The following is a 23,528-nucleotide window of genomic DNA, read 5'->3' on the forward strand; positions in this document are numbered from 1 at the left end:
GCTGTGGACATCGGGGCTTTGCCTTGACTGGGGGCAGGATCCTCTTTAGACTCTTGTACCCCTAAATCTGGCGGGACGTATGTCCTGCCATTTTGCTTTTCTTGTAAGACAATAGCGTCGCAAGACAACAGTGGAGCTAGTAGATGGCAACTATCAACCAGCTGGTACGTCAGCCGCGTAAGCGTATCGTCGAGAAATCCGACGTGCCTGCGCTGCAGAACTGCCCGCAGCGTCGTGGTGTGTGCACTCGCGTGTACACAACTACGCCGAAAAAACCTAACTCGGCATTGCGTAAAGTCTGCCGTGTGCGTCTGACCAACGGTTTCGAGGTTTCCTCGTACATCGGCGGTGAAGGCCACAACCTGCAAGAGCACAGCGTCGTACTGATTCGCGGCGGCCGTGTAAAAGACTTGCCAGGTGTTCGTTACCACACCGTTCGCGGTTCGCTGGATACCTCCGGTGTCAAAGGTCGTAACCAGGGTCGTTCGAAGTACGGTACCAAGAAGCCTAAGTAGTAGCGGCTTTTTGTAAAAACTGAATCATCTTATTTTCTGAGTCGATAAGAGTAAGGTCGGAGGCGCCAGTAGGTGCTGATTCCGAGCGAACCTGAAGACCGTTTGAGGGCTTATCCATGCCAAGAAGACGCGTAGCAGCCAAGCGCGAAGTGCTTGACGATCCAAAATACGGCAGCCAGATTCTGGCCAAGTTCATGAACCACGTTATGGAAAGCGGCAAGAAAGCCGTTGCCGAGCGTATCGTTTATGGCGCGCTGGAAAAGGTTAAAGAACGCAAGAACTCCGATCCCCTGGAAATCTTCGAGAAAGCTCTCGACGCCATCGCTCCGCTGGTCGAAGTGAAGTCGCGCCGTGTAGGCGGTGCTACTTACCAGGTTCCGGTCGAAGTTCGCCCGTCCCGTCGTAATGCTCTGGCAATGCGTTGGCTGGTAGACTTCGCGCGCAAGCGCGGTGAGAAGTCTATGGCTCTGCGTTTGGCTGGCGAACTGTTGGACGCCGCCGAAGGTAAAGGTGCTGCGGTCAAGAAGCGTGAAGACGTGCACCGTATGGCTGAAGCCAACAAAGCTTTCTCGCACTACCGCTTCTAATTTCAGCGTCACTAATTTTGCGAGGGCTTTATGGCTCGTACTACACCGATCAACCGTTACCGTAACATTGGTATCGTTGCTCACGTGGATGCTGGTAAAACCACCACCACCGAGCGCGTCCTTTTTTACACCGGTAAAAGCCACAAGATGGGCGAGGTGCATGATGGCGCCGCGACCACTGACTGGATGGTTCAGGAGCAGGAGCGTGGTATTACCATTACTTCTGCTGCTATTACTGCCTTTTGGCAGGGTTCCGAGAAGCAGCACAAAGACCAGTATCGCTTCAACGTGATTGACACTCCGGGCCACGTAGACTTCACCATTGAAGTTGAACGTTCCCTGCGTGTACTCGACGGTGCGGTCGTGGTTTTCTGTGGTACCTCGGGCGTAGAACCTCAGTCCGAAACCGTATGGCGTCAGGCCAACAAGTACGGTGTTCCACGTATCGTTTACGTGAACAAAATGGACCGTGCCGGCGCAAACTTTCTGCGCGTAATTGCTCAGATCAAGCAGCGTCTGGGTCACACCCCGGTGCCGATTCAGTTGGCTATCGGTGCTGAAGACAACTTCCAGGGTCAGATCGATCTGATGTCCATGGAAGCGGTCTACTGGAACGATGCTGACAAGGGCATGGTCCCAGTTCGCAAGCCTATCCCTGCCGAGTTGCAGGAACTGGCTAACGAATGGCGCAGCAACATGGTCGAGGCTGCTGCCGAAGCCAACGAAGAACTGATGAACAAGTACCTTGAGGGTGAAGAACTCACCAACGAGGAAATCAAGGCTGCTCTGCGTCAGCGTACTATTGCTGGTGAGATCGTCCTTGCTGTTTGCGGTTCTTCCTTCAAGAACAAGGGTGTTCCCCTGGTTCTCGACGCTGTGATCGACTACCTGCCGGCTCCAGTCGACATTCCTGCTATCAAGGGTTCCAATCCTGATAACGAGGAAGAAGAAATGGAGCGTCATGCGGACGACAATGAGCCTTTCTCGGCTCTGGCGTTCAAGATCGCTACTGACCCATTCGTGGGTACCTTGACGTTCGTCCGGGTTTACTCGGGCGTGTTGGCATCCGGCGACGGCGTGATCAACTCGGTCAAGGGCAAGAAAGAGCGCGTGGGTCGTATGGTGCAAATGCACGCAAACGCTCGCGAAGAGATCAAGGAAGTGCGCGCTGGCGACATCGCGGCCCTGATCGGCATGAAGGACGTCACCACCGGTGAAACCTTGTGCAACGCTGACAAGCCAATCATCCTGGTTCGGATGGACTTCCCGGAGCCGGTTATCTCGGTTGCCGTTGAGCCTAAAACCAAGGATGACCAGGAAAAAATGGGTATCGCACTGGGCAAGCTTGCTCAGGAAGACCCGTCTTTCCGCGTCAAAACTGATGAAGAGACTGGTCAAACGATCATCTCTGGCATGGGCGAGCTGCACCTGGACATCCTGGTTGACCGGATGCGCCGTGAGTTCAACGTCGAAGCCAACATCGGTAAGCCTCAGGTTTCGTATCGTGAGCGCATCACGAAGAACTGTGAAATCGAAGGCAAGTTCGTTCGCCAGTCCGGCGGTCGTGGTCAGTTCGGCCACTGCTGGATCCGTTTTGCACCTGCTGACGAAGGTCAGGAAGGTCTGCAATTCGTGAACGAAGTAGTGGGTGGTGTGGTTCCTAAGGAATACATCCCGGCTATCCAGAAGGGCATTGAAGAGCAGATGAAGAACGGCGTTGTTGCCGGCTATCCGCTGATCGGCCTGAAGGCTACCGTGTTTGATGGTTCTTACCACGACGTCGACTCGAACGAGATGGCGTTTAAGGTGGCTGCATCCATGGCGACCAAGCAACTGGCCCAAAAGGGCGGCGGTGAGTTGCTTGAGCCGATCATGGCTGTAGAGGTTGTTACGCCTGAAGACTATATGGGTGATGTCATGGGCGACCTTAACCGTCGTCGCGGCATGATTCTGGGTATGGAGGATACGGTCTCCGGTAAAGTAATTCGTGCCGAGGTTCCGTTGGGTGAGATGTTCGGTTATGCGACCGACGTTCGCTCCATGTCTCAGGGTCGCGCAAGCTACTCTATGGAATTCAAAAAATACAATACAGCTCCGTCGCACATCGTCGAAACTGTAACCAAAAAACAAGGCTGATTCAGCGCCTTTAGGCTAGGAGTTATTTGTCGTGGCTAAAGAAAAATTTGATCGTTCCCTTCCGCACGTCAACGTTGGCACCATCGGTCACGTTGACCACGGTAAAACCACGCTGACCGCTGCTCTGACTCGCGTCTGCTCCGAAGTTTTCGGTTCGGCTCGTGTTGACTTCGACAAGATCGACAGCGCACCAGAAGAGAAGGCTCGCGGTATCACCATCAACACTGCTCACGTTGAGTACAACTCGGCCGTGCGTCACTACGCACACGTTGACTGCCCAGGTCACGCCGACTACGTGAAGAACATGATCACCGGTGCTGCCCAAATGGACGGCGCTATCCTGGTTTGTTCGGCTGCTGATGGTCCGATGCCACAAACTCGTGAGCACATCCTGCTGTCCCGTCAGGTTGGCGTTCCGTACATCGTGGTCTTCCTGAACAAGGCTGACCTGGTAGACGACGCTGAGCTGCTGGAACTGGTTGAGATGGAAGTGCGCGATCTGCTGAGCACTTACGACTTCCCGGGCGACGACACTCCAATCATCATCGGCTCCGCCCGTATGGCGTTGGAAGGCAAAGACGACAACGAGATGGGCACCACTGCCGTCAAGAAGTTGGTTGAAACTCTGGACAGCTACATTCCTCAGCCAGAGCGTGCTGTCGACAAGCCGTTCCTGATGCCAATCGAAGACGTATTCTCGATCTCCGGTCGCGGTACTGTTGTGACTGGTCGTGTTGAACGCGGTATCGTCAAGGTTCAAGATCCACTGGAAATCGTTGGTCTGCGTGACACTACCGTCACCACCTGCACCGGTGTTGAAATGTTCCGTAAGCTGCTCGACGAAGGTCGTGCTGGCGAGAACTGTGGCGTTCTGTTGCGCGGCACCAAGCGTGACGACGTTGAGCGTGGCCAGGTTCTGGTCAAGCCAGGTACCGTCAAGCCGCACACTCAGTTCGAAGCTGAAATCTACGTTCTGAGCAAAGAAGAAGGCGGTCGTCACACTCCTTTCTTCAAAGGCTACCGTCCGCAGTTCTATTTCCGTACTACCGACGTAACTGGTAGCTGCGAACTGCCGGAAGGCGTTGAGATGGTTATGCCGGGTGATAACGTTAAAGTTTCCGTTACCCTGATCAAGCCAATCGCAATGGAAGACGGTCTGCGTTTCGCTATCCGTGAAGGCGGTCGTACCGTCGGCGCTGGCGTCGTAGCCAAAATCATCGCGTAAGCGATGATCTTCAAAAGAGCCCCCGCTTGCGGGGGCTTTTTTTTATTGGGTTGACACTCTGTTAGCTCGTCTATAGAATTGCGCCTCCTTTAAACGGGCGTATTGCGCTCGGTGGGAAGTAGCCTGGAGTCTGAAATCCAATGCAAAATCAGCAAATCCGTATCAGGTTGAAGGCTTTTGACCATCGCCTGATAGACCAATCCACCCAGGAAATCGTGGAAACCGCGAAACGTACTGGTGCTCAAGTGCGTGGTCCGATTCCACTCCCTACCCGTAAAGAGCGGTTCACTGTTCTGGTTTCTCCGCACGTCAACAAAGACGCGCGCGACCAGTACGAGATCCGTACTCATAAGCGTGTTCTGGACATCGTCCAGCCAACGGATAAAACCGTTGATGCGCTGATGAAGCTTGATCTTGCGGCAGGTGTGGAAGTACAGATCAGCCTCGGCTAAGACTCGGGTCTTAGTCGTGTAACGCTCTGAAATGGGCGGCCATAGCGGGTGAAAGCCCCGTACACTCATGAGGTTTACAACATGACTATTGGTGTAGTCGGTCGTAAATGCGGTATGACCCGTATTTTCACCGAAGAAGGTGTCTCCATTCCGGTCACGGTCATTGAGATCGAGCCGAATCGCGTCACCCAGTTCAAAACCGAAGAAGTCGATGGCTATCGTGCGGTGCAAGTCACTGTCGGCGTGCGTCGTGCTTCCCGTGTGACTGCTGCTCAGGCAGGTCACTTCGCTAAAGCGAACGTTGCCGCTGGTCGTACCGTCTTGGAATTCCGTCTTGAAGAAGGCGAATACAAGGCTGGCGACCTGATCAATGCAGAAATCTTTGCTGCTGGCCAGATGGTAGATGTTACCGGTCAGTCCAAGGGTAAAGGCTTCCAAGGTACTATCAAGCGCCACAATTTCCGTGGTCAAGATAATACTCACGGTAACTCCGTGTCCCACCGCGTCCCGGGCTCTATCGGCCAGTGCCAGACTCCTGGTCGTGTATTCAAGGGCAAAAAAATGTCCGGTCATATGGGCGCTGAGCGCGTGACCGTGCAGTCCCTGGAAGTAGTGCGCGTGGACGCTGAACGCAATCTGTTGTTGGTCAAGGGTGCTGTTCCTGGCGCTACTGGCGGCAATGTGGTTGTACGTCCAGCAGCCAAGGCTCGCGGTTAAGGGGAAGCTGACATGCAATTAAATGTAAATGACGCTCAAGCGATCGAAGTTTCCGAACTGACATTTGGCGGCGAATTCAACGAGACGCTGGTTCACCAGGCAGTCGTGGCCTACATGGCTGGCGGTCGTCAGGGCAGCAAGCAGCAAAAGACCCGTTCTGACGTATCCGGTGGCGGTAAGCGCCCTTGGCGTCAAAAGGGTACTGGTCGTGCTCGTGCCGGTACTATCCGTAGCCCGATCTGGCGCGGCGGCGGTACCACTTTCGCAGCACGCCCTCAGGATCACTCTCAGAAGCTCAACAAGAAGATGTACCGCGCTGCACTGCGCTCCATCCTTGCTGAACTGGTTCGTACTGATCGTCTGGTCGTGGTTCAGGATTTCGCTGTTGAATCGCCGAAAACCAAAGATCTGCTGGGCAAGCTGAACGACATGAGCCTGACCGACGTTTTGATCGTGTCGGACGCTGTTGATCAGAACCTGTACCTGGCTGCTCGTAACCTGCCGCACGTTGACGTGCGTGATGTTCAAGGTTCCGATCCAGTTAGTCTGATCGCATACGACAAAGTGTTGATCACTGTGTCGGCCGTGAAGAAATTCGAGGAGCTGCTGGGATGAACCAGGAACGCGTATTTAAAGTTCTGCTTGGCCCGCACGTTTCCGAGAAGGCTACGGTTCTGGCAGACAAAAAAGGTCAGTTCGTTTTCAAGGTTGCTACTGATGCAACCAAGCTGGAAATCAAGAAGGCCGTCGAAAGCCTGTTCAGCGTGAAAGTAGAGCGTGTCACTACCCTGAATGTCATGGGTAAGACCAAGCGCACTGCTCGCGGTCTGGGCAAGCGTAATGACTGGAAGAAGGCGGTTATCTCCCTTCAGCCAGGCCAAGATCTCGATTTCAGCAGCAGTGCTGAGTAAGGAAGGGGTGCATCATGGCAATCGTTAAATGCAAACCGACTTCCCCTGGCCGCCGTTTTGTGGTCAAGGTGGTCAACCAGGAGCTGCATAAAGGCGCTCCTCACGCACCGCTGCTCGAGAAAAAATCGAAGACTGGTGGTCGTAACAACAATGGCCGCATCACTACTCGTCACATCGGTGGTGGTCATAAGCAGCATTATCGTCTGGTCGATTTCCGTCGCAACGACAAGGATGGCATCTCTGCCACCGTCGAGCGCATTGAATACGATCCAAACCGTACTGCTCACATCGCACTGCTGCTGTACGCAGACGGCGAGCGTCGTTACATCATCGCGCCTAAAGGCGTGAGTGCTGGCGACCAGCTGATCGCGGGCGCTTTGGCTCCAATCAAGCCAGGCAACGCTCTGCAGTTGCGTAACATCCCAGTGGGTTCCACCGTTCACGGCATCGAACTGAAGCCGGGTAAAGGTGCTCAGATCGCTCGTTCTGCTGGTGCGTCTGCACAGCTGATCGCTCGTGAAGGTGTCTACGTGACTCTGCGTCTTCGCTCCGGTGAGATGCGTAAAGTTCTGGCTGAATGCCGTGCGACTCTGGGTGAGGTCTCGAACTCCGAGCACAGCCTGCGTTCGCTGGGTAAAGCTGGTGCCAAACGCTGGCGTGGCGTTCGCCCAACCGTTCGTGGTGTTGCCATGAACCCGGTTGACCACCCACATGGTGGTGGTGAAGGTCGTACCTCTGGTGGTCGTCATCCGGTATCGCCGTGGGGCTTCCCGACTAAGGGCGCGAAGACTCGTGGTAATAAGCGTACCGACAAAATGATCGTCCGTCGTCGCAAGTAAATAGAGGGATACGACAGTGCCACGTTCTCTGAAAAAAGGTCCTTTTATTGATCTTCACCTACTGAAGAAGATCGAAGTGGCGGCGGAAAAGAACGATCGCAAACCAGTTAAGACCTGGTCGCGCCGTTCTATGATCCTGCCACAAATGGTCGGTTTGACCATTGCTGTGCATAACGGTCGTCAGCATGTTCCTGTTCTCGTGAACGAAGACATGGTCGGCCACAAACTAGGCGAGTTTGCCGGTACCCGCACTTATCGTGGGCACGTGGCAGACAAGAAAGCCAAGCGTTAAGGGGTAAGGAACGATGGAAGTAGCCGCTAAGTTGTCGGGCGCTCGAATCTCCGCCCAGAAAGCCCGCTTGGTCGCCGACCAGATCCGCGGGAAGAAGGTGGGCGAGGCGCTCAACCTGTTGGCTTTCAGCAGTAAGAAAGCCGCCGAGATCATCAAGAAAGTGCTGGAGTCGGCCGTAGCCAACGCCGAGCATAACGAAGGCGCAGACGTTGATGACCTCAAGGTCTCCACAGTTTTCGTCAACGAAGGGCGTTCGCTGAAGCGCATCATGCCACGTGCCAAAGGCCGTGCTGATCGCATCGTCAAGCGGTCTTGCCATATCACTGTCAAGGTTGCTGACAAGTAACGGAGTCGAAGAGATGGGTCAGAAAGTACATCCCATTGGCATTCGCCTGGGAATCGTCAAGGAGCACACCTCCGTCTGGTACGCAGACGGTCGGACTTATGCGGACTATTTGTTCGCTGATCTGAAGGTGCGAGAGTATCTCCAAGACAAACTAAAAAGCGCGTCCGTAAGCCGTATCGATATCCATCGTCCGGCGCAGACTGCACGCATCACCATCCACACCGCTCGTCCAGGTATCGTTATCGGGAAGAAAGGTGAAGATGTTGAGAAGCTGCGTCAGGACCTGACCAAGCAAATGGGTGTGCCTGTGCACATCAATATCGAAGAGATCCGTAAGCCGGAGCTCGACGGTATGCTGGTTGCGCAGAGCGTAGCTCAGCAGCTGGAGCGTCGCGTAATGTTCCGTCGCGCTATGAAGCGCGCAGTGCAGAACGCCATGCGCATTGGTGCCAAAGGCATCAAAATCCAAGTGAGCGGTCGTCTCGGCGGTGCTGAAATTGCACGTACTGAATGGTATCGCGAAGGTCGTGTGCCTTTGCACACCCTGCGTGCCGACATCGACTATGCCAACTACGAAGCTCACACCACTTACGGTGTGATCGGTGTAAAGGTTTGGATCTTCAAAGGCGAAGTAATTGGTGGTCGCCAAGAAGAGCTGAAACCGCAAGCACCAGCGCCTCGTAAAAAAGCTGCTAAGTAAGGGGTACGCCAAATGTTGCAACCTAAGCGTACGAAGTTCCGCAAGCAGATGACCGGCCACAACCGTGGTCTGGCATTGCGCGGTAGCAAAGTCAGCTTCGGCGAGTTCGCGCTGAAGTCTGTCGCTCGTGGTCGTCTCACCGCTCGTCAGATCGAGTCAGCGCGTCGTGCACTGACCCGTCACGTTAAACGTGGCGGCAAGATCTGGATCCGTGTATTCCCGGACAAGCCTGTCACCAAAAAGCCTCTCGAAGTTCGGATGGGTAAAGGTAAGGGTAACGTGGAGTACTGGGTTGCCCAGATTCAGCCAGGCAAAGTCCTGTATGAAATCGAGGGTGTTTCCGAAGAGTTGGCGCGTGAGGCTTTCGCCCTGGCTGCTGCAAAGCTGCCGCTCGCCACCTCCTTTGTTAAGCGGACGGTGATGTGATGAAAGCGAATGAACTTCGTGAAAAATCAGCACAGCAACTGAACGAGCAACTGCTCGGCTTGCTGCGCGACCAGTTCAATCTGCGCATGCAGAAAGCAACTGGCCAGTTGGGGCAGTCTCACCTGCTCTCGCAAGTTAAGCGTGACATCGCTCGCGTGAAGACTGTGCTCAACCAGCAGGCAGGTAAGTAATCATGGCTGAAGCCGAAAAAACCGTCCGTACGCTGACTGGCCGTGTCGTCAGCGACAAGATGGACAAGACCATCACCGTACTGATCGAGCGTCGCGTCAAGCACCCAATCTACGGTAAATACGTTAAGCGTTCGACTAAGCTGCACGCGCACGACGAAACCAATCAGTGCCACATCGGCGACAAAGTCACTATTCGTGAAACTCGTCCGATGGCCAAGACCAAATCTTGGGCGCTGGTTGATGTTCTCGAACGCGCTGTGGAAGTCTAAGGGCTAGGGGTCGGAGAAATTATATGATTCAGACTCAATCCATGCTCGATGTGGCCGATAACAGCGGCGCACGCCGCGTTATGTGCATCAAGGTGCTTGGTGGCTCTCATCGTCGTTACGCTGGTATCGGTGACATCATCAAAGTGACCGTCAAGGAAGCAATTCCGCGCGGTAAGGTGAAAAAAGGCCAAGTGATGACTGCAGTAGTAGTCCGCACTCGCCACGGTGTTCGTCGCGCAGACGGCTCCATCATCCGCTTTGACGGCAACGCTGCTGTTCTGTTGAACAACAAGCAAGAGCCGATCGGCACCCGTATCTTTGGGCCAGTGACCCGTGAGCTTCGTACTGAGAAGTTCATGAAGATCGTCTCGCTCGCCCCAGAAGTGCTGTAAGGAGATCCGACATGCAAAAGATTCGTCGTGACGACGAGATCATCGTGATCGCCGGCAAAGACAAAGGTAAGCGCGGTAAGGTGCTCAAGGTTCTCGCTGACGACCGTCTGGTCGTTGGTGGGATCAACCTGGTGAAGCGTCATACCAAGCCAAACCCGATGTCGGGCGTACAGGGCGGTATCGTCGAGAAAGAAGCGCCACTGCACGCTTCTAACGTCGCCATTTTCAACGGCGCAACCAACAAAGCTGACCGCGTTGGTTTCAAAGTTGAAGACGGCAAGAAAATTCGTGTCTTCAAGTCGACCCAAAAAGCGGTTGATGCTTGAACACTGCTAGGTAGAAGACCATGGCACGACTAAAAGAGATTTACTGGAAAGAAATCGCACCGAAGCTTAAGGAAGAACTTAAGCTTTCGAACGTGATGGAAGTTCCACGCGTTACCAAGATCACCCTGAACATGGGTCTGGGCGAAGCGATCGGTGACAAGAAAGTCATCGAGCACGCAGTTGCAGACCTGGAAAAAATCACCGGCCAAAAAGTCGTTGTGACGTACGCTCGCAAATCTATCGCAGGCTTTAAAGTCCGTGAAGGTTGGCCGATCGGTGTCAAAGTGACTCTTCGCCGTGAGCGTATGTATGAATTCCTGGATCGTCTGCTGTCGATCTCCCTGCCTCGGGTTCGCGACTTCCGCGGCCTGAATGCCAAGTCCTTCGATGGTCGTGGTAACTACAGCATGGGCGTTAAAGAGCAGATCATTTTCCCGGAAATCGATTACGACAAGATCGATGCCCTGCGCGGTCTGGACATTACCCTGACCACCACTGCTCGTACGGACGAAGAAGGTCGCGCATTGCTGCGTGCTTTCAAGTTCCCGTTCCGCAACTGATTGGAGTAGGACCATGGCCAAGAAGAGCATGAAAAACCGTGAGCTGAAGCGTCAGCTCACCGTTGCCAAGTACGCTACCAAGCGTGCTGCGCTGAAAGCGATCATCGTGGATCTGAACGCAAGTCCAGAAGCACGCTGGGAAGCTACGGTCGCCCTGCAGAAGCAACCACGTGACGCAAGTGCCTCGCGCATGCGTAACCGTTGCCGCCTGACAGGTCGTCCGCACGGCGTGTACCGCAAGTTCGGCCTCGGCCGTAACATGCTGCGTCAAGCAGCAATGCGTGGCGACGTACCAGGTCTGGTTAAAGCCAGCTGGTAAGCTGTTATTCACGCACTGCGTCCGTTGGGTTCACCTTGAATCCATGGGCGCAGAGCCTGAATTTGAATCAAGCCCCTTTTGGGGCTTGATTCATTTCTGGGGTGCGCCTAGAATTGCCGGCTCGCCAGAGCCCGTGCTTGCACGTGCCCGAAATTTTGAGGCGATAGGTTGTAGCCGTAAGGCTCATTTTTTTTGTATCAGGAGCGTCTAGCCCATGAGTATGCAGGACCCGTTAGCGGACATGCTAACTCGTATCCGTAATGCCCAGATGGCTGAAAAGCCCGTCGTAAGCATGCCATCCTCCACGTTGAAGGTGGCTGTAGCCAAAGTCCTGAAGGACGAAGGTTACATTGCGGGTTATCAGATCAGCAGCGAAACCAAGCCGTTGCTATCCATCGAGCTGAAGTACTTTGAAGGCCGTCCGGTCATCGAAGAAGTGAAGCGCGTTAGCCGTCCAGGCCTGCGTCAGTACAAGTCCGTCGATGAGTTGCCAAAAGTTCGTGGCGGCCTCGGTGTGTCTATCGTCTCCACCAACAAAGGTGTGATGACGGATCGTGCTGCGCGCGCTGCCGGTGTCGGCGGCGAAGTGCTTTGCACTGTGTTCTAAGGGGGGATAAGCATGTCACGCGTAGCTAAGAACCCCGTTAAGTTGCCAGCAGGCGTCGAAGTTAAACTCGTCGGCCAGCAGCTTTCGGTGAAGGGTGCCAAGGGTACTCTAGACCTGAACATTCATTCGGCCGTTGAAATTGTTGAAGAGGCTGGTGAGCTGCGTTTCGCTGCTCGCAATGGCGATCAACAAACTCGCGCAATGGCTGGTACCACTCGTGCGTTGGTAAACAACATGGTCCAGGGCGTAAGCCAAGGCTTCGAGCGCAAGCTCCAGCTGGTCGGTGTTGGTTACAAAGCGCAAGCAAAAGGCACGGTGCTGAACCTGGCCCTTGGCTTCTCGCACCCAGTGGACTACGAATTGCCGGAAGGCATCACCGCTGAGACTCCCAACCAAACCGATATCGTCATCCGCGGTATCGACAAGCAGTTGGTTGGTCAAGTGGCCGCTGAGATCCGCGACTTCCGCCGTCCAGAGCCGTACAAAGGCAAAGGCGTGCGTTACGCGGACGAAGTCGTCCGTCGTAAAGAAGCCAAGAAGAAGTAGGGCATAGCAAATGACCGTCAAAAAAGTTACCCGACTGCGTCGCGCTCGCAAAGCACGCCTGAAAATGCACGAACTCGAAGTCGTGCGTCTCTGCGTGTACCGCTCTTCGCAGCACATTTATGCCCAGGTCATCTCGGCCGACGGCAGCAAAGTCCTGGCAAACGCCTCGACTTTGGACAAAGAACTGCGTGATGGCGCCACTGGCAACATCGACGCGGCCACTAAAGTTGGCCAGCTGATCGCTGAGCGTGCGAAAGCCGCCGGTGTATCGCAAGTGGCTTTTGATCGTTCTGGCTTCAAGTACCACGGTCGCGTTAAGGCGCTGGCTGATGCTGCTCGTGAAGGCGGGCTGGAGTTCTAAGTTATGTCAAATAACGACCAAAAACGCGACGAAGGCTACATCGAGAAGCTGGTACAAGTTAATCGCGTAGCAAAAACCGTAAAAGGCGGCCGTATCTTCACCTTCACCGCGTTGACCGTGGTTGGTGATGGTAAAGGGCGCGTTGGCTTCGGCCGTGGCAAGTCACGTGAAGTGCCTGCCGCGATCCAGAAGGCAATGGAAGCTGCTCGCCGCAACATGATCCAGGTTGATCTGAACGGCACTACGCTGCAGTACGCTATCAAGTCCGCTCATGGGGCTTCGAAGGTTTACATGCAGCCTGCGTCGGAAGGTACTGGCATCATCGCTGGCGGTGCAATGCGCGCCGTCCTCGAAGTTGCTGGCGTCCACAACGTTCTGGCCAAGTGCTACGGTTCGACTAACCCGGTCAACGTTGTTCACGCAACGTTCAAGGGTTTGAAAACCATGCAGTCCCCTGAGTCCATCGCTGCTAAACGCGGCCTGAACGTTCAGGAGATCTTCTGATCATGGCTACCGTTAAAGTAACGCTGATCAAAAGCATGACCGGCCGCATCCCTAACCACAAATTGTGCGTTAAGGGTTTGGGTCTGCGTCGCATCGGTCACACTGTAGAAGTCGTTGATACCCCGGAAAACCGTGGGATGATCAACAAGGCTTACTACATGCTGCGCGTCGAGGGTTAATCGATGAAACTCAATGATCTGAGTCCAGCGCCGGGTTCCCGTCGCGAAAAGCATCGTCCGGGCCGTGGTATCGGTAGCGGTTTGGGTAAGACCGGTGGCCGTGGCCACAAAGGTCAGACCTCCCGCTCTGGTGGCACCATCGCTCCGGGCTTCGAAGGCGGCCAACAGCCGTTGCATCGTCGTCTGCCTAAGTTCGGCTTCGTCTCTTTGAAAGCTATGGATCGTGCTGAAGTTCGCACCTCCGAGCTGGCTAAAGTTGAAGGCGTCGTCACTGTGCAGTCCCTGAAGGATGCCAACGTGATCAACCAAAACGTACAGCGTGTGAAAATCATGCTGTCCGGTGAGGTTACTCGCGCAGTCACCCTCAAAGGTATCGCAGCCACCAAAGGTGCGCGTGCGGCTATCGAAGCAGCTGGCGGCAAGTTCGAGGAATAAATGGCTAAGCAAGGTGCTCTCTCAGCGCTAGGCAAAAGCGGCGGGTTGTCCGAACTTTGGGCTCGTCTGCGTTTCTTGTTCCTGGCGATTATCGTCTATCGGATCGGTGCGCATATCCCAGTTCCGGGTATCAACCCTGACCGACTGGCGGACCTGTTTCGACAGAATGAGGGGACCATTCTTAGCTTGTTCAACATGTTTTCCGGCGGTGCGCTGGAGCGCATGAGCATTTTTGCACTGGGGATCATGCCGTATATCTCGGCATCGATCATCATGCAGCTCATGACCGCAGTCAGCCCACAGCTGGAGCAGTTGAAGAAGGAAGGTGAGGCTGGTCGTCGTAAGATCAGCCAGTACACCCGCTATGGCACCGTCGTCCTGGCCCTGGTTCAAGCCATTGGCATGTCCATTGGTTTGGCCGGTCAGGGCGTTGCGTTCTCAGCAGATATCGGCTTCCACTTCGTTGCAGTTACCACGTTTGTTGCTGGTGCACTGTTCATGATGTGGCTGGGCGAGCAGATCACTGAGCGCGGTGTTGGCAACGGTATCTCGATGTTGATTTTTTCGGGTATCGTCGCCGGTCTTCCGAGGGCGATCGGGCAGTCTTTCGAGTCTGCACGTCAAGGTGATATCAATATCTTCGCTTTGGTCGCCATCGGTTTGCTGGCAGTAGCGATCATTGGTTTCGTGGTGTTCATCGAGCGTGGTCAGCGTCGTATTGCTGTTCACTACGCCAAGCGTCAGCAGGGCCGCAAGGTCTTCGCAGCGCAGACGAGCCACTTGCCTTTGAAAGTGAACATGGCGGGCGTAATTCCTGCCATCTTCGCGAGCAGCATCTTGCTGTTTCCGGCTTCGCTGGGTGCCTGGTTCGGTCAGTCTGAGGGTATGGGCTGGTTGCAGGACATCTCGCAGTCGATCGCACCTGGTCAGCCGTTGAATATTCTGCTGTTTAGTGCAGGGATTATTTTCTTCTGCTTCTTCTATACGGCGTTGATGTTCAATCCGAAAGACGTAGCGGAAAACCTGAAAAAGTCCGGTGCCTTTATTCCGGGCATTCGTCCTGGTGAGCAGTCTGCACGCTATATTGATGGCGTTCTGACTCGTCTGACCATGTTCGGTGCTCTCTATATGATGGCCGTGTGCCTGCTTCCTCAGTTTCTCGTGGTTGCTGCAAACGTGCCGTTTTACCTTGGCGGGACCTCGTTGCTGATCGTGGTCGTGGTTGTGATGGACTTTATGTCTCAAGTGCAATCGCACCTCGTTTCGCACCAGTATGAATCCCTGATGAAGAAAGCCAACCTGAAGGGCTACGGCAGCGGCATGCTGCGCTGAAGCACCCATAAGGTTCGAGGAGTTGGTGATGAAAGTTCGTGCATCGGTGAAAAAGCTGTGCCGCAACTGCAAGATTATTCGCCGCGAAGGTGTTGTTCGAGTAATTTGCAGCGCGGAACCACGTCACAAGCAGCGCCAAGGCTAAATGTGATCTGTGCTAAAAGCCCAGCAGCTAGTGCGCTGCTGGGTTGATTATTTGTTATTACAGCGATATTATCTCGCGCCCTATTTCTTGGCTTCCGGGGCGTAGGTAGCTGTCAATTGGAGTCCCACTGAATGGCCCGTATTGCAGGCGTTAACATTCCAGATAACAAGCATACTGTTATCTCGCTGACCTACATCTATGGTGTTGGTCGCACAACTGCACACAAAATCTGTGCTACTACCGGGGTTAACCCGGCGGTAAAGATCAAAGATCTGAGCGACGAGCAGATTGAACAGCTGCGTGGCGAAGTCGCGAAGTTCACCACTGAAGGTGATCTGCGTCGCGAAATCAACATGAAAATCAAGCGCTTGATGGACCTCGGTTGCTATCGCGGTCTGCGTCATCGTCGTGGTCTTCCAGTGCGCGGTCAGCGTACCAAGACTAACGCGCGTACCCGTAAAGGTCCGCGTAAGCCGATCCGCAAGTAATCGCCCCAGCGAATCGACAGGAATTAAATCATGGCAAAACCTGCTGCTCGTCCTCGTAAAAAAGTTAAAAAGACAGTGGTTGATGGCATCGCCCACATCCATGCATCTTTTAACAACACAATCGTGACCATCACCGACCGTCAAGGTAACGCTCTTTCCTGGGCAACCTCCGGTGGTTCGGGTTTCCGCGGTTCTCGCAAGTCCACGCCGTTTGCTGCTCAAGTAGCTGCTGAACGTGCTGGTCAAGCTGCGCTGGAATACGGCCTGAAAAACCTCGACGTCAACGTCAAAGGTCCAGGTCCAGGTCGTGAATCTGCTGTCCGTGCTTTGAACGGCTGCGGCTACAAGATCGCCAGCATCACCGACGTGACGCCAATCCCGCATAACGGGTGCCGTCCGCCGAAGAAGCGCCGCGTGTAATCCAGGAGATTGTAAAGAATGGCTCGTTACATTGGTCCAAAATGCAAACTCGCTCGTCGTGAAGGCACCGATCTCTTTCTGAAGAGCGGCGTGCGCGCGATCGAATCGAAGTGCAACATCGAAGCAGCACCTGGTATCCACGGCCAGCGCCGCGGTCGCCAGTCCGACTACGGCACCCAACTGCGTGAAAAGCAGAAAGTCCGTCGTATTTATGGCGTTCTCGAGCGTCAGTTCAGCGGTTACTACAAAGAAGCTGCCGGCAAGAAAGGCGCAACTGGTGAGAACCTGCTGCAACTGCTCGAATGCCGTCTGGACAACGTTGTATACCGCATGGGCTTCGGTTCGACTCGTGCCGAATCGCGTCAGCTGGTATCGCACAAGTCGGTAAGCGTAAACGGCAAAACCGTGAACGTTCCGTCCTACCAGGTCCGTGCTGGTGACGTAGTGGCAATTCGCGAAAAAGCGAAGAACCAACTGCGTATTGTCCAGGCTCTCGATCTGTGTGCCCAACGTGGCCGCGTAGAATGGGTAGAAGTAGACACTGAGAAAAAATCTGGCGTCTTCAAAAGCGTCCCAGCCCGCAGTGATCTGTCCGCCGACATCAACGAAAGCCTGATTGTCGAGCTCTACTCCAAGTAAGGGCTAGAAAATAGGTGCATCCATGCAGATTTCGGTAAATGAGTTCCTGACACCCCGCCACATTGATGTGCAGGTTGTCAGTCCGACCCGCGCCAAAATCACTCTCGAGCCTCTCGAGCGTGGTTTCGGCCATACCCTGGGCAACGCGCTGCGCCGCATCCTGTTGTCCTCCATGCCCGGCTGTGCAGTAGTCGAGGCCGAGATTGACGGTGTACTCCATGAGTACAGCGCCATCGAAGGCGTACAGGAAGATGTCATTGAAATCCTGTTGAACCTTAAAGGTCTGGCTATCAAGCTGCACGGTCGAGACGAAGTTACGCTGACCTTGTCGAAGAAGGGTTCGGGGGTGGTTACCGCTGCCGATATTCAGCTGGATCATGATGTCGAGATCGTTAACCCCGATCACGTAATCGCTAACCTGGCGTCTAACGGCGCCCTGAACATGAAGCTCGTTGTAGCTCGTGGTCGCGGTTATGAACCAGCAGACTCGCGTCAGAGCGATGAAGACGAAAGCCGCAGCATTGGTCGCTTGCAGCTCGATTCTTCGTTCAGCCCGGTTCGTCGCATTGCATACGTGGTTGAAAACGCCCGTGTCGAGCAACGTACCAACCTGGACAAGCTGGTTATCGATCTGGAAACCAACGGTACTCTGGATCCTGAAGAGGCTATCCGTCGTGCAGCAACCATCCTGCAACAGCAGTTGGCTGCGTTCGTCGACCTCAAAGGTGACAGCGAACCCGTTGTAGTCGAACAGGAAGACGAGATCGATCCGATCCTGCTTCGTCCGGTTGACGATTTGGAACTGACCGTACGTTCGGCCAACTGCCTTAAGGCGGAGAACATTTACTACATCGGCGACCTGATTCAGCGCACCGAAGTAGAACTGTTGAAGACTCCGAACCTGGGCAAGAAATCCTTGACCGAGATCAAGGACGTTCTGGCTTCTCGTGGTCTCTCCCTCGGCATGCGCCTCGACAACTGGCCGCCTGCAAGTCTTAAGAAGGACGACAAGGCGACTGCCTGATCGTCGTAATCACCGAACGTAGTGTTTGGTAAGGAATGAACCATGCGTCATCGTAAAAGTGGACGTCACCTGAGCCGTACCAGCTCTCACCGTAAGGCCATGTTCCAAAACATGGCGGTGTCGCTGTTCGAGCACGAGCTGATCAAAACTACCCTGCCGAAAGCCAAAGAACTGCGTCGCGTTGCTGAGCCGCTGATCACTTTGGCCAAGATTGACAGTGTTGCTAACCGTCGTCTGGCATTTGACCGTACCCGTTCGAAAGAAATGGTCGGCAAACTGTTCAACGATCTGGGCAAGCGTTACGCAACTCGTGAGGGTGGCTACCTGCGCATCCTCAAGTGTGGCTTCCGCGCTGGCGACAACGCGCCAATGGCGTACGTCGAACTGGTTGATCGTCCTGTCGGTGGCTCTGTAGAAGCCGCTGAATAAGACATCAGTCATTACAAAAAACCGGGCCTAGTGCCCGGTTTTTTGTTGTCTGCGACAAAGCCCCTCGGATGGCAGGACTTCGCTCAATCAGCGGTGATTCTAAGTGATAAACGGAAGCCTCCTCATTTACCGGCGTTTTCGCTACCAAATGTCCGAATTTCGCGGGGTTTCCACGTTTATTTGCTATCTCTTGGGGTGACCAACCAGGCTGGTTGGTTCAAACTAACGCCTTTCACCAAGAGATGGACGGCGATGCAAGGCCACCCGGATGTAATTGATTACCTCAACACGCTGCTGACAGGCGAGCTCGCTGCCCGCGACCAGTATTTTGTCCACTCGCGGATGTACGAAGATTGGGGTTTCAGCAAGCTGTACGAACGTATCAACCACGAGATGGAAGAAGAGGCTCAACACGCTGACGCGTTGATGCGCCGGATTCTGATGCTCGAAGGCACCCCACGCATGCGTCCTGACGACTTGGATGTAGGCACCACGGTCCCCGAGATGCTCGCCAGCGACCTTCGTCTGGAATACAAGGTGCGAGCCGCGCTGTGCAAAGGCATCGCGCTCTGTGAGCAGCACAGGGATTACGTAAGCCGTGACATCCTCCGCATTCAACTCGCCGACACGGAAGAAGATCACACCTATTGGCTTGAAAAACAGCTGGGGCTGATCAAATCCATCGGCCTCGAGAATTATCTCCAGTCGCAGTTCTGAGAACTGAAACCGCCGCTGTAAAAAAAGCCCCTGCCGCAGATCGCGACAGGGGCTTTTTATTAGGACGAGGCAATCAAGCGCGATCGCGCTCAAGAAGCGGCTTCAGATAGTGCCCGGTGTAGGACTGTTTCATGTCCGCCACCTGCTCTGGCGTACCGGTCGCGATGATCTGTCCGCCTTTCGAACCCCCTTCGGGGCCTAGGTCGACCAGCCAGTCGGCTGTCTTGATCACATCCAGGTTGTGCTCGATAACAACAACCGTGTTGCCGTGGTCGCGAAGTCGATGCAAGACGTCCAGCAGTTGCTGAATATCCGCGAAGTGCAGGCCGGTGGTGGGCTCATCGAGGATGTACAGGGTTTTGCCGGTGTCTCGCTTGGACAGCTCGCGCGACAGCTTCACCCGCTGCGCTTCACCACCCGAAAGCGTAGTCGCTGACTGGCCCAGCTTGATATAGGACAGACCCACATCCATTAGCGTCTGCAATTTCCGGGCGAGGGCAGGCACGGCGTCGAAAAATGCCCTCGCTTCCTCAATCGTCATCTCCAGGACCTCGTGGACGCTTTTGCCCTTGTACCTAACCTCGAGCGTCTCACGGTTGTATCGCTTGCTCTTGCACACATCGCAAGGCACATAGATATCAGGCAGGAAATGCATCTCGACCTTGATCAGGCCGTCACCCTGGCACGCCTCACAACGACCGCCCTTGACGTTGAAGGAGAATCGGCCAGGTCCGTAACCTCGGGATCTTGATTCAGGCACGCCAGCGAACAACTCACGGATCGGCGTAAACAGCCCGGTGTACGTCGCAGGGTTGGATCGCGGCGTACGTCCAATAGGGCTCTGGTCAATATCAACGACTTTGTCCAGGTGCTGCAGGCCGTCAATGCTGTCGTGTGCCGACGCCTCTAGCGTTGTTGCTCCATTGAGTGCAGTGGCACTGAGCGGGAACAGGGTGTTGTTGATCAGCGTCGACTTCCCGGAGCCCGACACGCCTGTCACGCAGGTCAGCAAGCCAATCGGTATTTCCAGATCGACATTGCGCAGGTTGTTGCCGCGCGCGCCTTTGAGTTTGAGCGACAGTTTCTTGTTACGAGGCGTTCGCTTGGCAGGCACGGCGATCTTCACCCGGCCCGACAGGTATTTGCCCGTGAGCGAATCCGGATGATCCATCACCTCCTGTGGCGTGCCCTCCGCAACTATCTGGCCGCCATGCACGCCTGCACCCGGACCGATGTCGACCACATAGTCGGCCAGTCGAATAGCGTCCTCGTCGTGCTCAACCACGATCACCGTATTGCCGATGTCTCGCAGGTGCCGCAACGTGTCGAGCAGCCGATCGTTATCGCGCTGATGCAGGCCAATTGAGGGCTCATCGAGGATGTACATCACGCCGACGAGGCCGGCACCGATCTGGCTGGCCAGACGAATCCGTTGCGCCTCACCGCCAGAGAGCGTGTCGGCGCTGCGGTCCAGTGTCAGGTAGTCCAGCCCGACGTTGACGAGGAACTGGAGGCGCTCGCGAATCTCCTTGAGAATCTTGTCAGCGATTTCACCACGGCGACCCGTGAGCTTAAGCTCACCAAAATAATGCGTAGCGTCGCCGATCGGCATATTGGTAACGGCGGGCAGTGTCTTCTCGCCGACCCAGACGTGACGAGCTTCACGGCGCAACCGCGTGCCACGGCATTCGGGACAAGGCTGCGTACTGAGAAACTTCGCCAATTCCTCTCGAACCGTAGTCGATTCGGTTTCGCGATAGCGGCGCTCCAGGTTGGGAACGATGCCTTCGAACGGGTGGGCACGTTTGACGATGTCGCCACGGTCGTTCAAGTAACGGAAGTCGACACTGTCCTTGCCGCTGCCGCCCAGCAGGACCTTCTGCAAATCGGCAGGCAGTTCCTTGAACGGCACCTCGAGGCTGAAGGCGTAATGCTTCGCCAACGAGCCGAGCATCTGGAAGTAATAAACGTTTCGCCTGTCCCAGCCACGAATCGCGCCTTCTGCCAGCGTCAGTTCGCCATTGACCAGACGCTTGGTGTCGAAGAATTGCTTCACGCCCAGGCCGTCGCAGGTCGGGCATGCGCCGGCCGGATTGTTGAACGAGAACAGCTTTGGCTCCAGCTCGCTGATCGCGTGTCCGCAGATCGGGCAAGCGAAGCGGGCGGAGAAAATGATCTCTTCGCCTGGCTCATCGTCCATCGGCGCGACCAGCGCAATGCCGTCTGCCAGCTTTAGCGCGGTTTCGAAGGATTCGGCCAGACGCTGTTGCAGGTCCGAGCGCACCTTGAAGCGGTCAACCACGACATCAATCGAGTGCTTCTTCTGTTTATCAAGTTTTGGCAGTTCGTCCAGCTCGCACAGCCGACCATTCACCCGAGCGCGCACGAAACCCTGAGCGCGAAGCTCTTCGAAGACTGCCAGGTGCTCGCCTTTACGCTCCCGTACCACGGGGGCAAGCAGCATCAGCTTGGCGCCTTCGGGCTGCGCCAGGACCAGGTCGACCATCTGGCTGACAGTTTGCGCCTCCAGAGGAATGTCGTGATCCGGGCAACGCGGCTGACCGACACGCGCATACAGCAGACGCAGGTAGTCGTAAATCTCGGTGATGGTGCCCACGGTCGAGCGTGGGTTGTGGGACGTGGACTTCTGCTCGATGGAAATGGCGGGCGACAGACCTTCGATCGTATCGACGTCCGGCTTCTCCATCATCGACAGGAACTGACGCGCGTAGGCGGACAGCGATTCGACGTAGCGACGCTGGCCCTCGGCATAGAGCGTATCGAACGCGAGGGACGATTTTCCTGAGCCGGACAATCCGGTGATAACGATCAGCTTGTCGCGTGGAAGGGTCAGGTCGATGTTCTTCAGGTTGTGGGTTCGAGCCCCACGAATCAAGATCTTGTCCAAAGCTGGCCTCGCACGGCGGGCGTGTAAAACGTGGAAGTATACGGGCAAATACTGGATGGATACACACTATTGAAGCTGGGGCTGCCTCACCCGGAAAAAAGAAACTTCCTGCGATGCGCGGCAAACCGTCGTATGTGCTCTCAACGATGGGACTGGTAGAATCGCCGCCGGTTCATACGAGGTTCCTTCATGCACGATTCTCACAGCGAGCGCATGAGCGGCAGCGAAACCCGCGCCGCGGGCGGTCTGGCGTTGGTGTTCGCCTTCCGTATGCTTGGCATGTTCATGGTGCTGCCCGTACTCGCCACTTACGGAATGGACCTGGCTGGCGCAAGTCCGGCACTCATCGGTCTGGCCATCGGCGCGTACGGCCTGACACAAGCGGTGTTGCAGATTCCGTTTGGCATCATCTCTGATCGCATCGGCCGTCGCCCCGTCATTTATCTGGGCCTGATCGTGTTTGCGCTCGGCAGCGTGCTGGCGGCCCAGTCCACCTCCATCTGGGGCGTCATCGCCGGTCGCGTCTTGCAAGGCGCGGGTGCTATTTCCGCTGCGGTCATGGCGTTGCTGTCCGATTTGACCCGCGAGCAGCACCGCACCAAAGCCATGGCCATGATTGGCATGACGATTGGCGTGTCCTTCGCCGTTGCGATGGTGGTCGGCCCCATTCTGACCAGTGCGTTCGGCTTGTCAGGCCTGTTTCTGGCGACGGGCGCGATGGCGCTGGTCGGCGTGGCGATCGTTGCCTTCTTCGTGCCCAAGTCCACGGTTACCCTGCAGCACCGCGAGTCCGGTCTGGCGCGACAGGCGTTGGGGGCGACGCTTCGTCATCCTGACCTGTTGCGTCTGGATCTGGGTATCTTCGCGTTGCACGCCATGCTGATGTCCAGTTTCGTGGCGTTGCCATTGGCGCTGGTCGAAAAAGCAGGCCTGCCCAAAGAGCAGCACTGGTGGGTCTATTTGACTGCGCTGCTGATTTCTTTCTTCGCGATGATCCCTTTCATCATCTACGGCGAAAAGAAGCGTCAGATGAAGCGGGTTTTGCTCGGCGCCGTGCTGGTGCTGATGCTCACTGAGCTATTCTTCTGGGAGTTCGGCGACACGCTGAGAGCGCTGGTCATCGGCACGGTGGTCTTCTTTACCGCATTCAATTTGCTCGAAGCGTCGTTGCCGTCGCTCATCAGCAAAGTTTCACCGGCGGGCGGGAAGGGCACGGCGATGGGGATTTATTCCACCAGTCAGTTCCTGGGTTCTGCTGCCGGGGGCATCTTGGGAGGATGGCTTTTCCAGCACGGCGGACTGAACGTGGTGTTCCTGGGAGGCGCCGGGCTGGCCGCCATCTGGCTCGCGTTTGCTGTTACCATGCGCGAACCTCCCTACGTAACCAGCCTTCGCTTGCCGTTGTCGCCCGAGGCTCAACGCGACACAGGCCTTGCTGATCGCGTGTTGGCCGTACGCGGAGTAACAGATGCAGTAGTGGTTGCTGACGAGGCTGCCATCTATATCAAATTTGACAAAGAACTGTTGGATCGGGCGTCTTTCGACGAAGTGGTCAATCCAGCGTCGGAAACGTGTGAAGCCTAGGAGAACG

At 55.4% G+C, this 23,528-nt stretch carries 35 protein-coding genes; 34 read left to right on the top strand and 1 reads right to left on the bottom strand.

The annotated features are described in order from the left end of the window. Positions 1-143 precede the first annotated feature (143 nt). The 33 genes from rpsL (at position 144) to bfr (ending at position 19,029) form a co-directional block, all read left to right on the top strand. Positions 144-515 carry a 30S ribosomal protein S12 gene (gene rpsL / locus AC3ISG_RS02300; protein ID WP_002555494.1) on the top strand — a complete coding sequence of 124 codons (372 nt, stop codon included), beginning with the start codon at positions 144-146 and terminating at the stop codon, positions 513-515. A 116-nt stretch (positions 516-631) separates the two neighbouring features. After that, on the top strand, positions 632-1,102 hold the full coding sequence (gene rpsG, locus AC3ISG_RS02305) for a 30S ribosomal protein S7 (RefSeq protein ID WP_002555493.1): 471 nt from the start codon (positions 632-634) through the stop codon (positions 1,100-1,102). A 30-nt stretch (positions 1,103-1,132) separates the two neighbouring features. Continuing rightward, positions 1,133-3,238 carry an elongation factor G gene (fusA, locus tag AC3ISG_RS02310; RefSeq protein ID WP_122536824.1) on the top strand — a complete coding sequence of 702 codons (2,106 nt, stop codon included), beginning with the start codon at positions 1,133-1,135 and terminating at the stop codon, positions 3,236-3,238. A 31-nt stretch (positions 3,239-3,269) separates the two neighbouring features. Continuing rightward, positions 3,270-4,463: an elongation factor Tu gene (gene tuf, locus AC3ISG_RS02315; protein WP_133775997.1), complete on the top strand. Its 1,194-nt coding sequence runs from the start codon at positions 3,270-3,272 to the stop codon at positions 4,461-4,463. 140 nt (positions 4,464-4,603) lie between these two features. Then, complete coding sequence (rpsJ, locus tag AC3ISG_RS02320) at positions 4,604-4,915, top strand: 30S ribosomal protein S10 (RefSeq protein ID WP_003186070.1); 312 nt, start codon at positions 4,604-4,606, stop codon at positions 4,913-4,915. An 81-nt stretch (positions 4,916-4,996) separates the two neighbouring features. Next, positions 4,997-5,632, top strand: a complete 636-nt coding sequence (rplC, locus tag AC3ISG_RS02325) for a 50S ribosomal protein L3 (RefSeq protein ID WP_065988459.1) — start codon at positions 4,997-4,999, stop codon at positions 5,630-5,632. 12 nt (positions 5,633-5,644) lie between these two features. Then, positions 5,645-6,247 carry a 50S ribosomal protein L4 gene (gene rplD / locus AC3ISG_RS02330; RefSeq protein WP_037017717.1) on the top strand — a complete coding sequence of 201 codons (603 nt, stop codon included), beginning with the start codon at positions 5,645-5,647 and terminating at the stop codon, positions 6,245-6,247. Next, on the top strand, positions 6,244-6,543 hold the full coding sequence (gene rplW / locus AC3ISG_RS02335; RefSeq protein ID WP_065988457.1) for a 50S ribosomal protein L23: 300 nt from the start codon (positions 6,244-6,246) through the stop codon (positions 6,541-6,543). The genes rplD and rplW overlap by 4 nt, the downstream gene beginning before the upstream one ends. Before the next feature lie 14 nt (positions 6,544-6,557). Next, positions 6,558-7,382, top strand: coding sequence for a 50S ribosomal protein L2 (gene rplB / locus AC3ISG_RS02340; protein WP_003176423.1), 825 nt, complete (start codon positions 6,558-6,560; stop codon positions 7,380-7,382). 16 nt (positions 7,383-7,398) lie between these two features. Continuing rightward, positions 7,399-7,674: a 30S ribosomal protein S19 gene (gene rpsS, locus AC3ISG_RS02345; RefSeq protein ID WP_002555486.1), complete on the top strand. Its 276-nt coding sequence runs from the start codon at positions 7,399-7,401 to the stop codon at positions 7,672-7,674. Between the two features lie 13 nt (positions 7,675-7,687). Then, entirely contained in the window at positions 7,688-8,020 is a 333-nt protein-coding gene (rplV, locus tag AC3ISG_RS02350; RefSeq protein ID WP_003210077.1) for a 50S ribosomal protein L22, read from the top strand. 13 nt (positions 8,021-8,033) lie between these two features. After that, complete coding sequence (gene rpsC / locus AC3ISG_RS02355) at positions 8,034-8,720, top strand: 30S ribosomal protein S3 (protein WP_003176422.1); 687 nt, start codon at positions 8,034-8,036, stop codon at positions 8,718-8,720. Between the two features lie 12 nt (positions 8,721-8,732). Further along, a complete protein-coding gene (gene rplP, locus AC3ISG_RS02360) occupies positions 8,733-9,146 on the top strand; it encodes a 50S ribosomal protein L16 (protein ID WP_003186052.1) in 414 nt (137 codons plus the stop codon). Further along, positions 9,146-9,337: a 50S ribosomal protein L29 gene (gene rpmC / locus AC3ISG_RS02365; protein ID WP_002555481.1), complete on the top strand. Its 192-nt coding sequence runs from the start codon at positions 9,146-9,148 to the stop codon at positions 9,335-9,337. Before rplP ends, rpmC begins: the two co-directional genes overlap by 1 nt. A gap of 2 nt (positions 9,338-9,339) precedes the next feature. Then, the gene (gene rpsQ, locus AC3ISG_RS02370) at positions 9,340-9,606 is read left to right on the top strand and encodes a 30S ribosomal protein S17 (protein WP_003194644.1); all 267 of its coding nucleotides are present in this window, start codon (positions 9,340-9,342) and stop codon (positions 9,604-9,606) included. A gap of 23 nt (positions 9,607-9,629) precedes the next feature. Further along, positions 9,630-9,998, top strand: a complete 369-nt coding sequence (rplN, locus tag AC3ISG_RS02375; protein ID WP_002555479.1) for a 50S ribosomal protein L14 — start codon at positions 9,630-9,632, stop codon at positions 9,996-9,998. An 11-nt stretch (positions 9,999-10,009) separates the two neighbouring features. Continuing rightward, entirely contained in the window at positions 10,010-10,324 is a 315-nt protein-coding gene (rplX, locus tag AC3ISG_RS02380; RefSeq protein ID WP_002555478.1) for a 50S ribosomal protein L24, read from the top strand. Positions 10,325-10,344: 20 nt separating this feature from the next. Next, the gene (gene rplE / locus AC3ISG_RS02385) at positions 10,345-10,884 is read left to right on the top strand and encodes a 50S ribosomal protein L5 (RefSeq protein WP_037017720.1); all 540 of its coding nucleotides are present in this window, start codon (positions 10,345-10,347) and stop codon (positions 10,882-10,884) included. Between the two features lie 13 nt (positions 10,885-10,897). After that, positions 10,898-11,203 carry a 30S ribosomal protein S14 gene (rpsN, locus tag AC3ISG_RS02390; RefSeq protein ID WP_003186042.1) on the top strand — a complete coding sequence of 102 codons (306 nt, stop codon included), beginning with the start codon at positions 10,898-10,900 and terminating at the stop codon, positions 11,201-11,203. A 214-nt stretch (positions 11,204-11,417) separates the two neighbouring features. Beyond that, the gene (gene rpsH, locus AC3ISG_RS02395) at positions 11,418-11,810 is read left to right on the top strand and encodes a 30S ribosomal protein S8 (RefSeq protein ID WP_037017722.1); all 393 of its coding nucleotides are present in this window, start codon (positions 11,418-11,420) and stop codon (positions 11,808-11,810) included. A 12-nt stretch (positions 11,811-11,822) separates the two neighbouring features. Further along, positions 11,823-12,356 (top strand): 50S ribosomal protein L6, encoded by a 534-nt coding sequence (gene rplF / locus AC3ISG_RS02400; protein WP_122536825.1) that lies wholly within the window; start codon positions 11,823-11,825, stop codon positions 12,354-12,356. A gap of 10 nt (positions 12,357-12,366) precedes the next feature. Next, positions 12,367-12,717 (top strand): 50S ribosomal protein L18, encoded by a 351-nt coding sequence (rplR, locus tag AC3ISG_RS02405; protein WP_037017727.1) that lies wholly within the window; start codon positions 12,367-12,369, stop codon positions 12,715-12,717. A 3-nt stretch (positions 12,718-12,720) separates the two neighbouring features. Further along, positions 12,721-13,221 carry a 30S ribosomal protein S5 gene (rpsE, locus tag AC3ISG_RS02410; protein WP_037017729.1) on the top strand — a complete coding sequence of 167 codons (501 nt, stop codon included), beginning with the start codon at positions 12,721-12,723 and terminating at the stop codon, positions 13,219-13,221. Positions 13,222-13,223: 2 nt separating this feature from the next. Beyond that, entirely contained in the window at positions 13,224-13,400 is a 177-nt protein-coding gene (gene rpmD, locus AC3ISG_RS02415) for a 50S ribosomal protein L30 (RefSeq protein ID WP_028621547.1), read from the top strand. Positions 13,401-13,403: 3 nt separating this feature from the next. After that, positions 13,404-13,835: a 50S ribosomal protein L15 gene (gene rplO, locus AC3ISG_RS02420; RefSeq protein WP_037017733.1), complete on the top strand. Its 432-nt coding sequence runs from the start codon at positions 13,404-13,406 to the stop codon at positions 13,833-13,835. Beyond that, positions 13,836-15,167: a preprotein translocase subunit SecY gene (gene secY, locus AC3ISG_RS02425; protein WP_065988454.1), complete on the top strand. Its 1,332-nt coding sequence runs from the start codon at positions 13,836-13,838 to the stop codon at positions 15,165-15,167. A gap of 28 nt (positions 15,168-15,195) precedes the next feature. Beyond that, positions 15,196-15,312, top strand: a complete 117-nt coding sequence (rpmJ, locus tag AC3ISG_RS02430; protein ID WP_002555468.1) for a 50S ribosomal protein L36 — start codon at positions 15,196-15,198, stop codon at positions 15,310-15,312. Positions 15,313-15,443: 131 nt separating this feature from the next. After that, positions 15,444-15,800, top strand: a complete 357-nt coding sequence (rpsM, locus tag AC3ISG_RS02435; RefSeq protein WP_037017739.1) for a 30S ribosomal protein S13 — start codon at positions 15,444-15,446, stop codon at positions 15,798-15,800. A gap of 30 nt (positions 15,801-15,830) precedes the next feature. Then, on the top strand, positions 15,831-16,220 hold the full coding sequence (gene rpsK / locus AC3ISG_RS02440) for a 30S ribosomal protein S11 (RefSeq protein WP_002555466.1): 390 nt from the start codon (positions 15,831-15,833) through the stop codon (positions 16,218-16,220). An 18-nt stretch (positions 16,221-16,238) separates the two neighbouring features. Then, positions 16,239-16,859: a 30S ribosomal protein S4 gene (gene rpsD, locus AC3ISG_RS02445; protein ID WP_037017742.1), complete on the top strand. Its 621-nt coding sequence runs from the start codon at positions 16,239-16,241 to the stop codon at positions 16,857-16,859. 22 nt (positions 16,860-16,881) lie between these two features. Beyond that, the gene (locus AC3ISG_RS02450; RefSeq protein WP_007970428.1) at positions 16,882-17,883 is read left to right on the top strand and encodes a DNA-directed RNA polymerase subunit alpha; all 1,002 of its coding nucleotides are present in this window, start codon (positions 16,882-16,884) and stop codon (positions 17,881-17,883) included. 42 nt (positions 17,884-17,925) lie between these two features. Then, a complete protein-coding gene (rplQ, locus tag AC3ISG_RS02455; RefSeq protein WP_074891753.1) occupies positions 17,926-18,312 on the top strand; it encodes a 50S ribosomal protein L17 in 387 nt (128 codons plus the stop codon). Between the two features lie 252 nt (positions 18,313-18,564). Then, positions 18,565-19,029 (top strand): bacterioferritin, encoded by a 465-nt coding sequence (bfr, locus tag AC3ISG_RS02460; RefSeq protein ID WP_122623962.1) that lies wholly within the window; start codon positions 18,565-18,567, stop codon positions 19,027-19,029. A 73-nt stretch (positions 19,030-19,102) separates the two neighbouring features. Here the strand turns inward: bfr and uvrA are convergent, their stop codons facing one another. Continuing rightward, entirely contained in the window at positions 19,103-21,937 is a 2,835-nt protein-coding gene (gene uvrA, locus AC3ISG_RS02465) for an excinuclease ABC subunit UvrA (RefSeq protein WP_489298426.1), read from the bottom strand. 189 nt (positions 21,938-22,126) lie between these two features. Between uvrA and AC3ISG_RS02470 the strand changes: the two genes are divergently transcribed. Continuing rightward, the gene (locus AC3ISG_RS02470; RefSeq protein WP_489298427.1) at positions 22,127-23,521 is read left to right on the top strand and encodes an MFS transporter; all 1,395 of its coding nucleotides are present in this window, start codon (positions 22,127-22,129) and stop codon (positions 23,519-23,521) included. Positions 23,522-23,528: the final 7 nt, after the last annotated feature.

This window comes from Pseudomonas sp. GL_135, assembly GCF_057834665.1.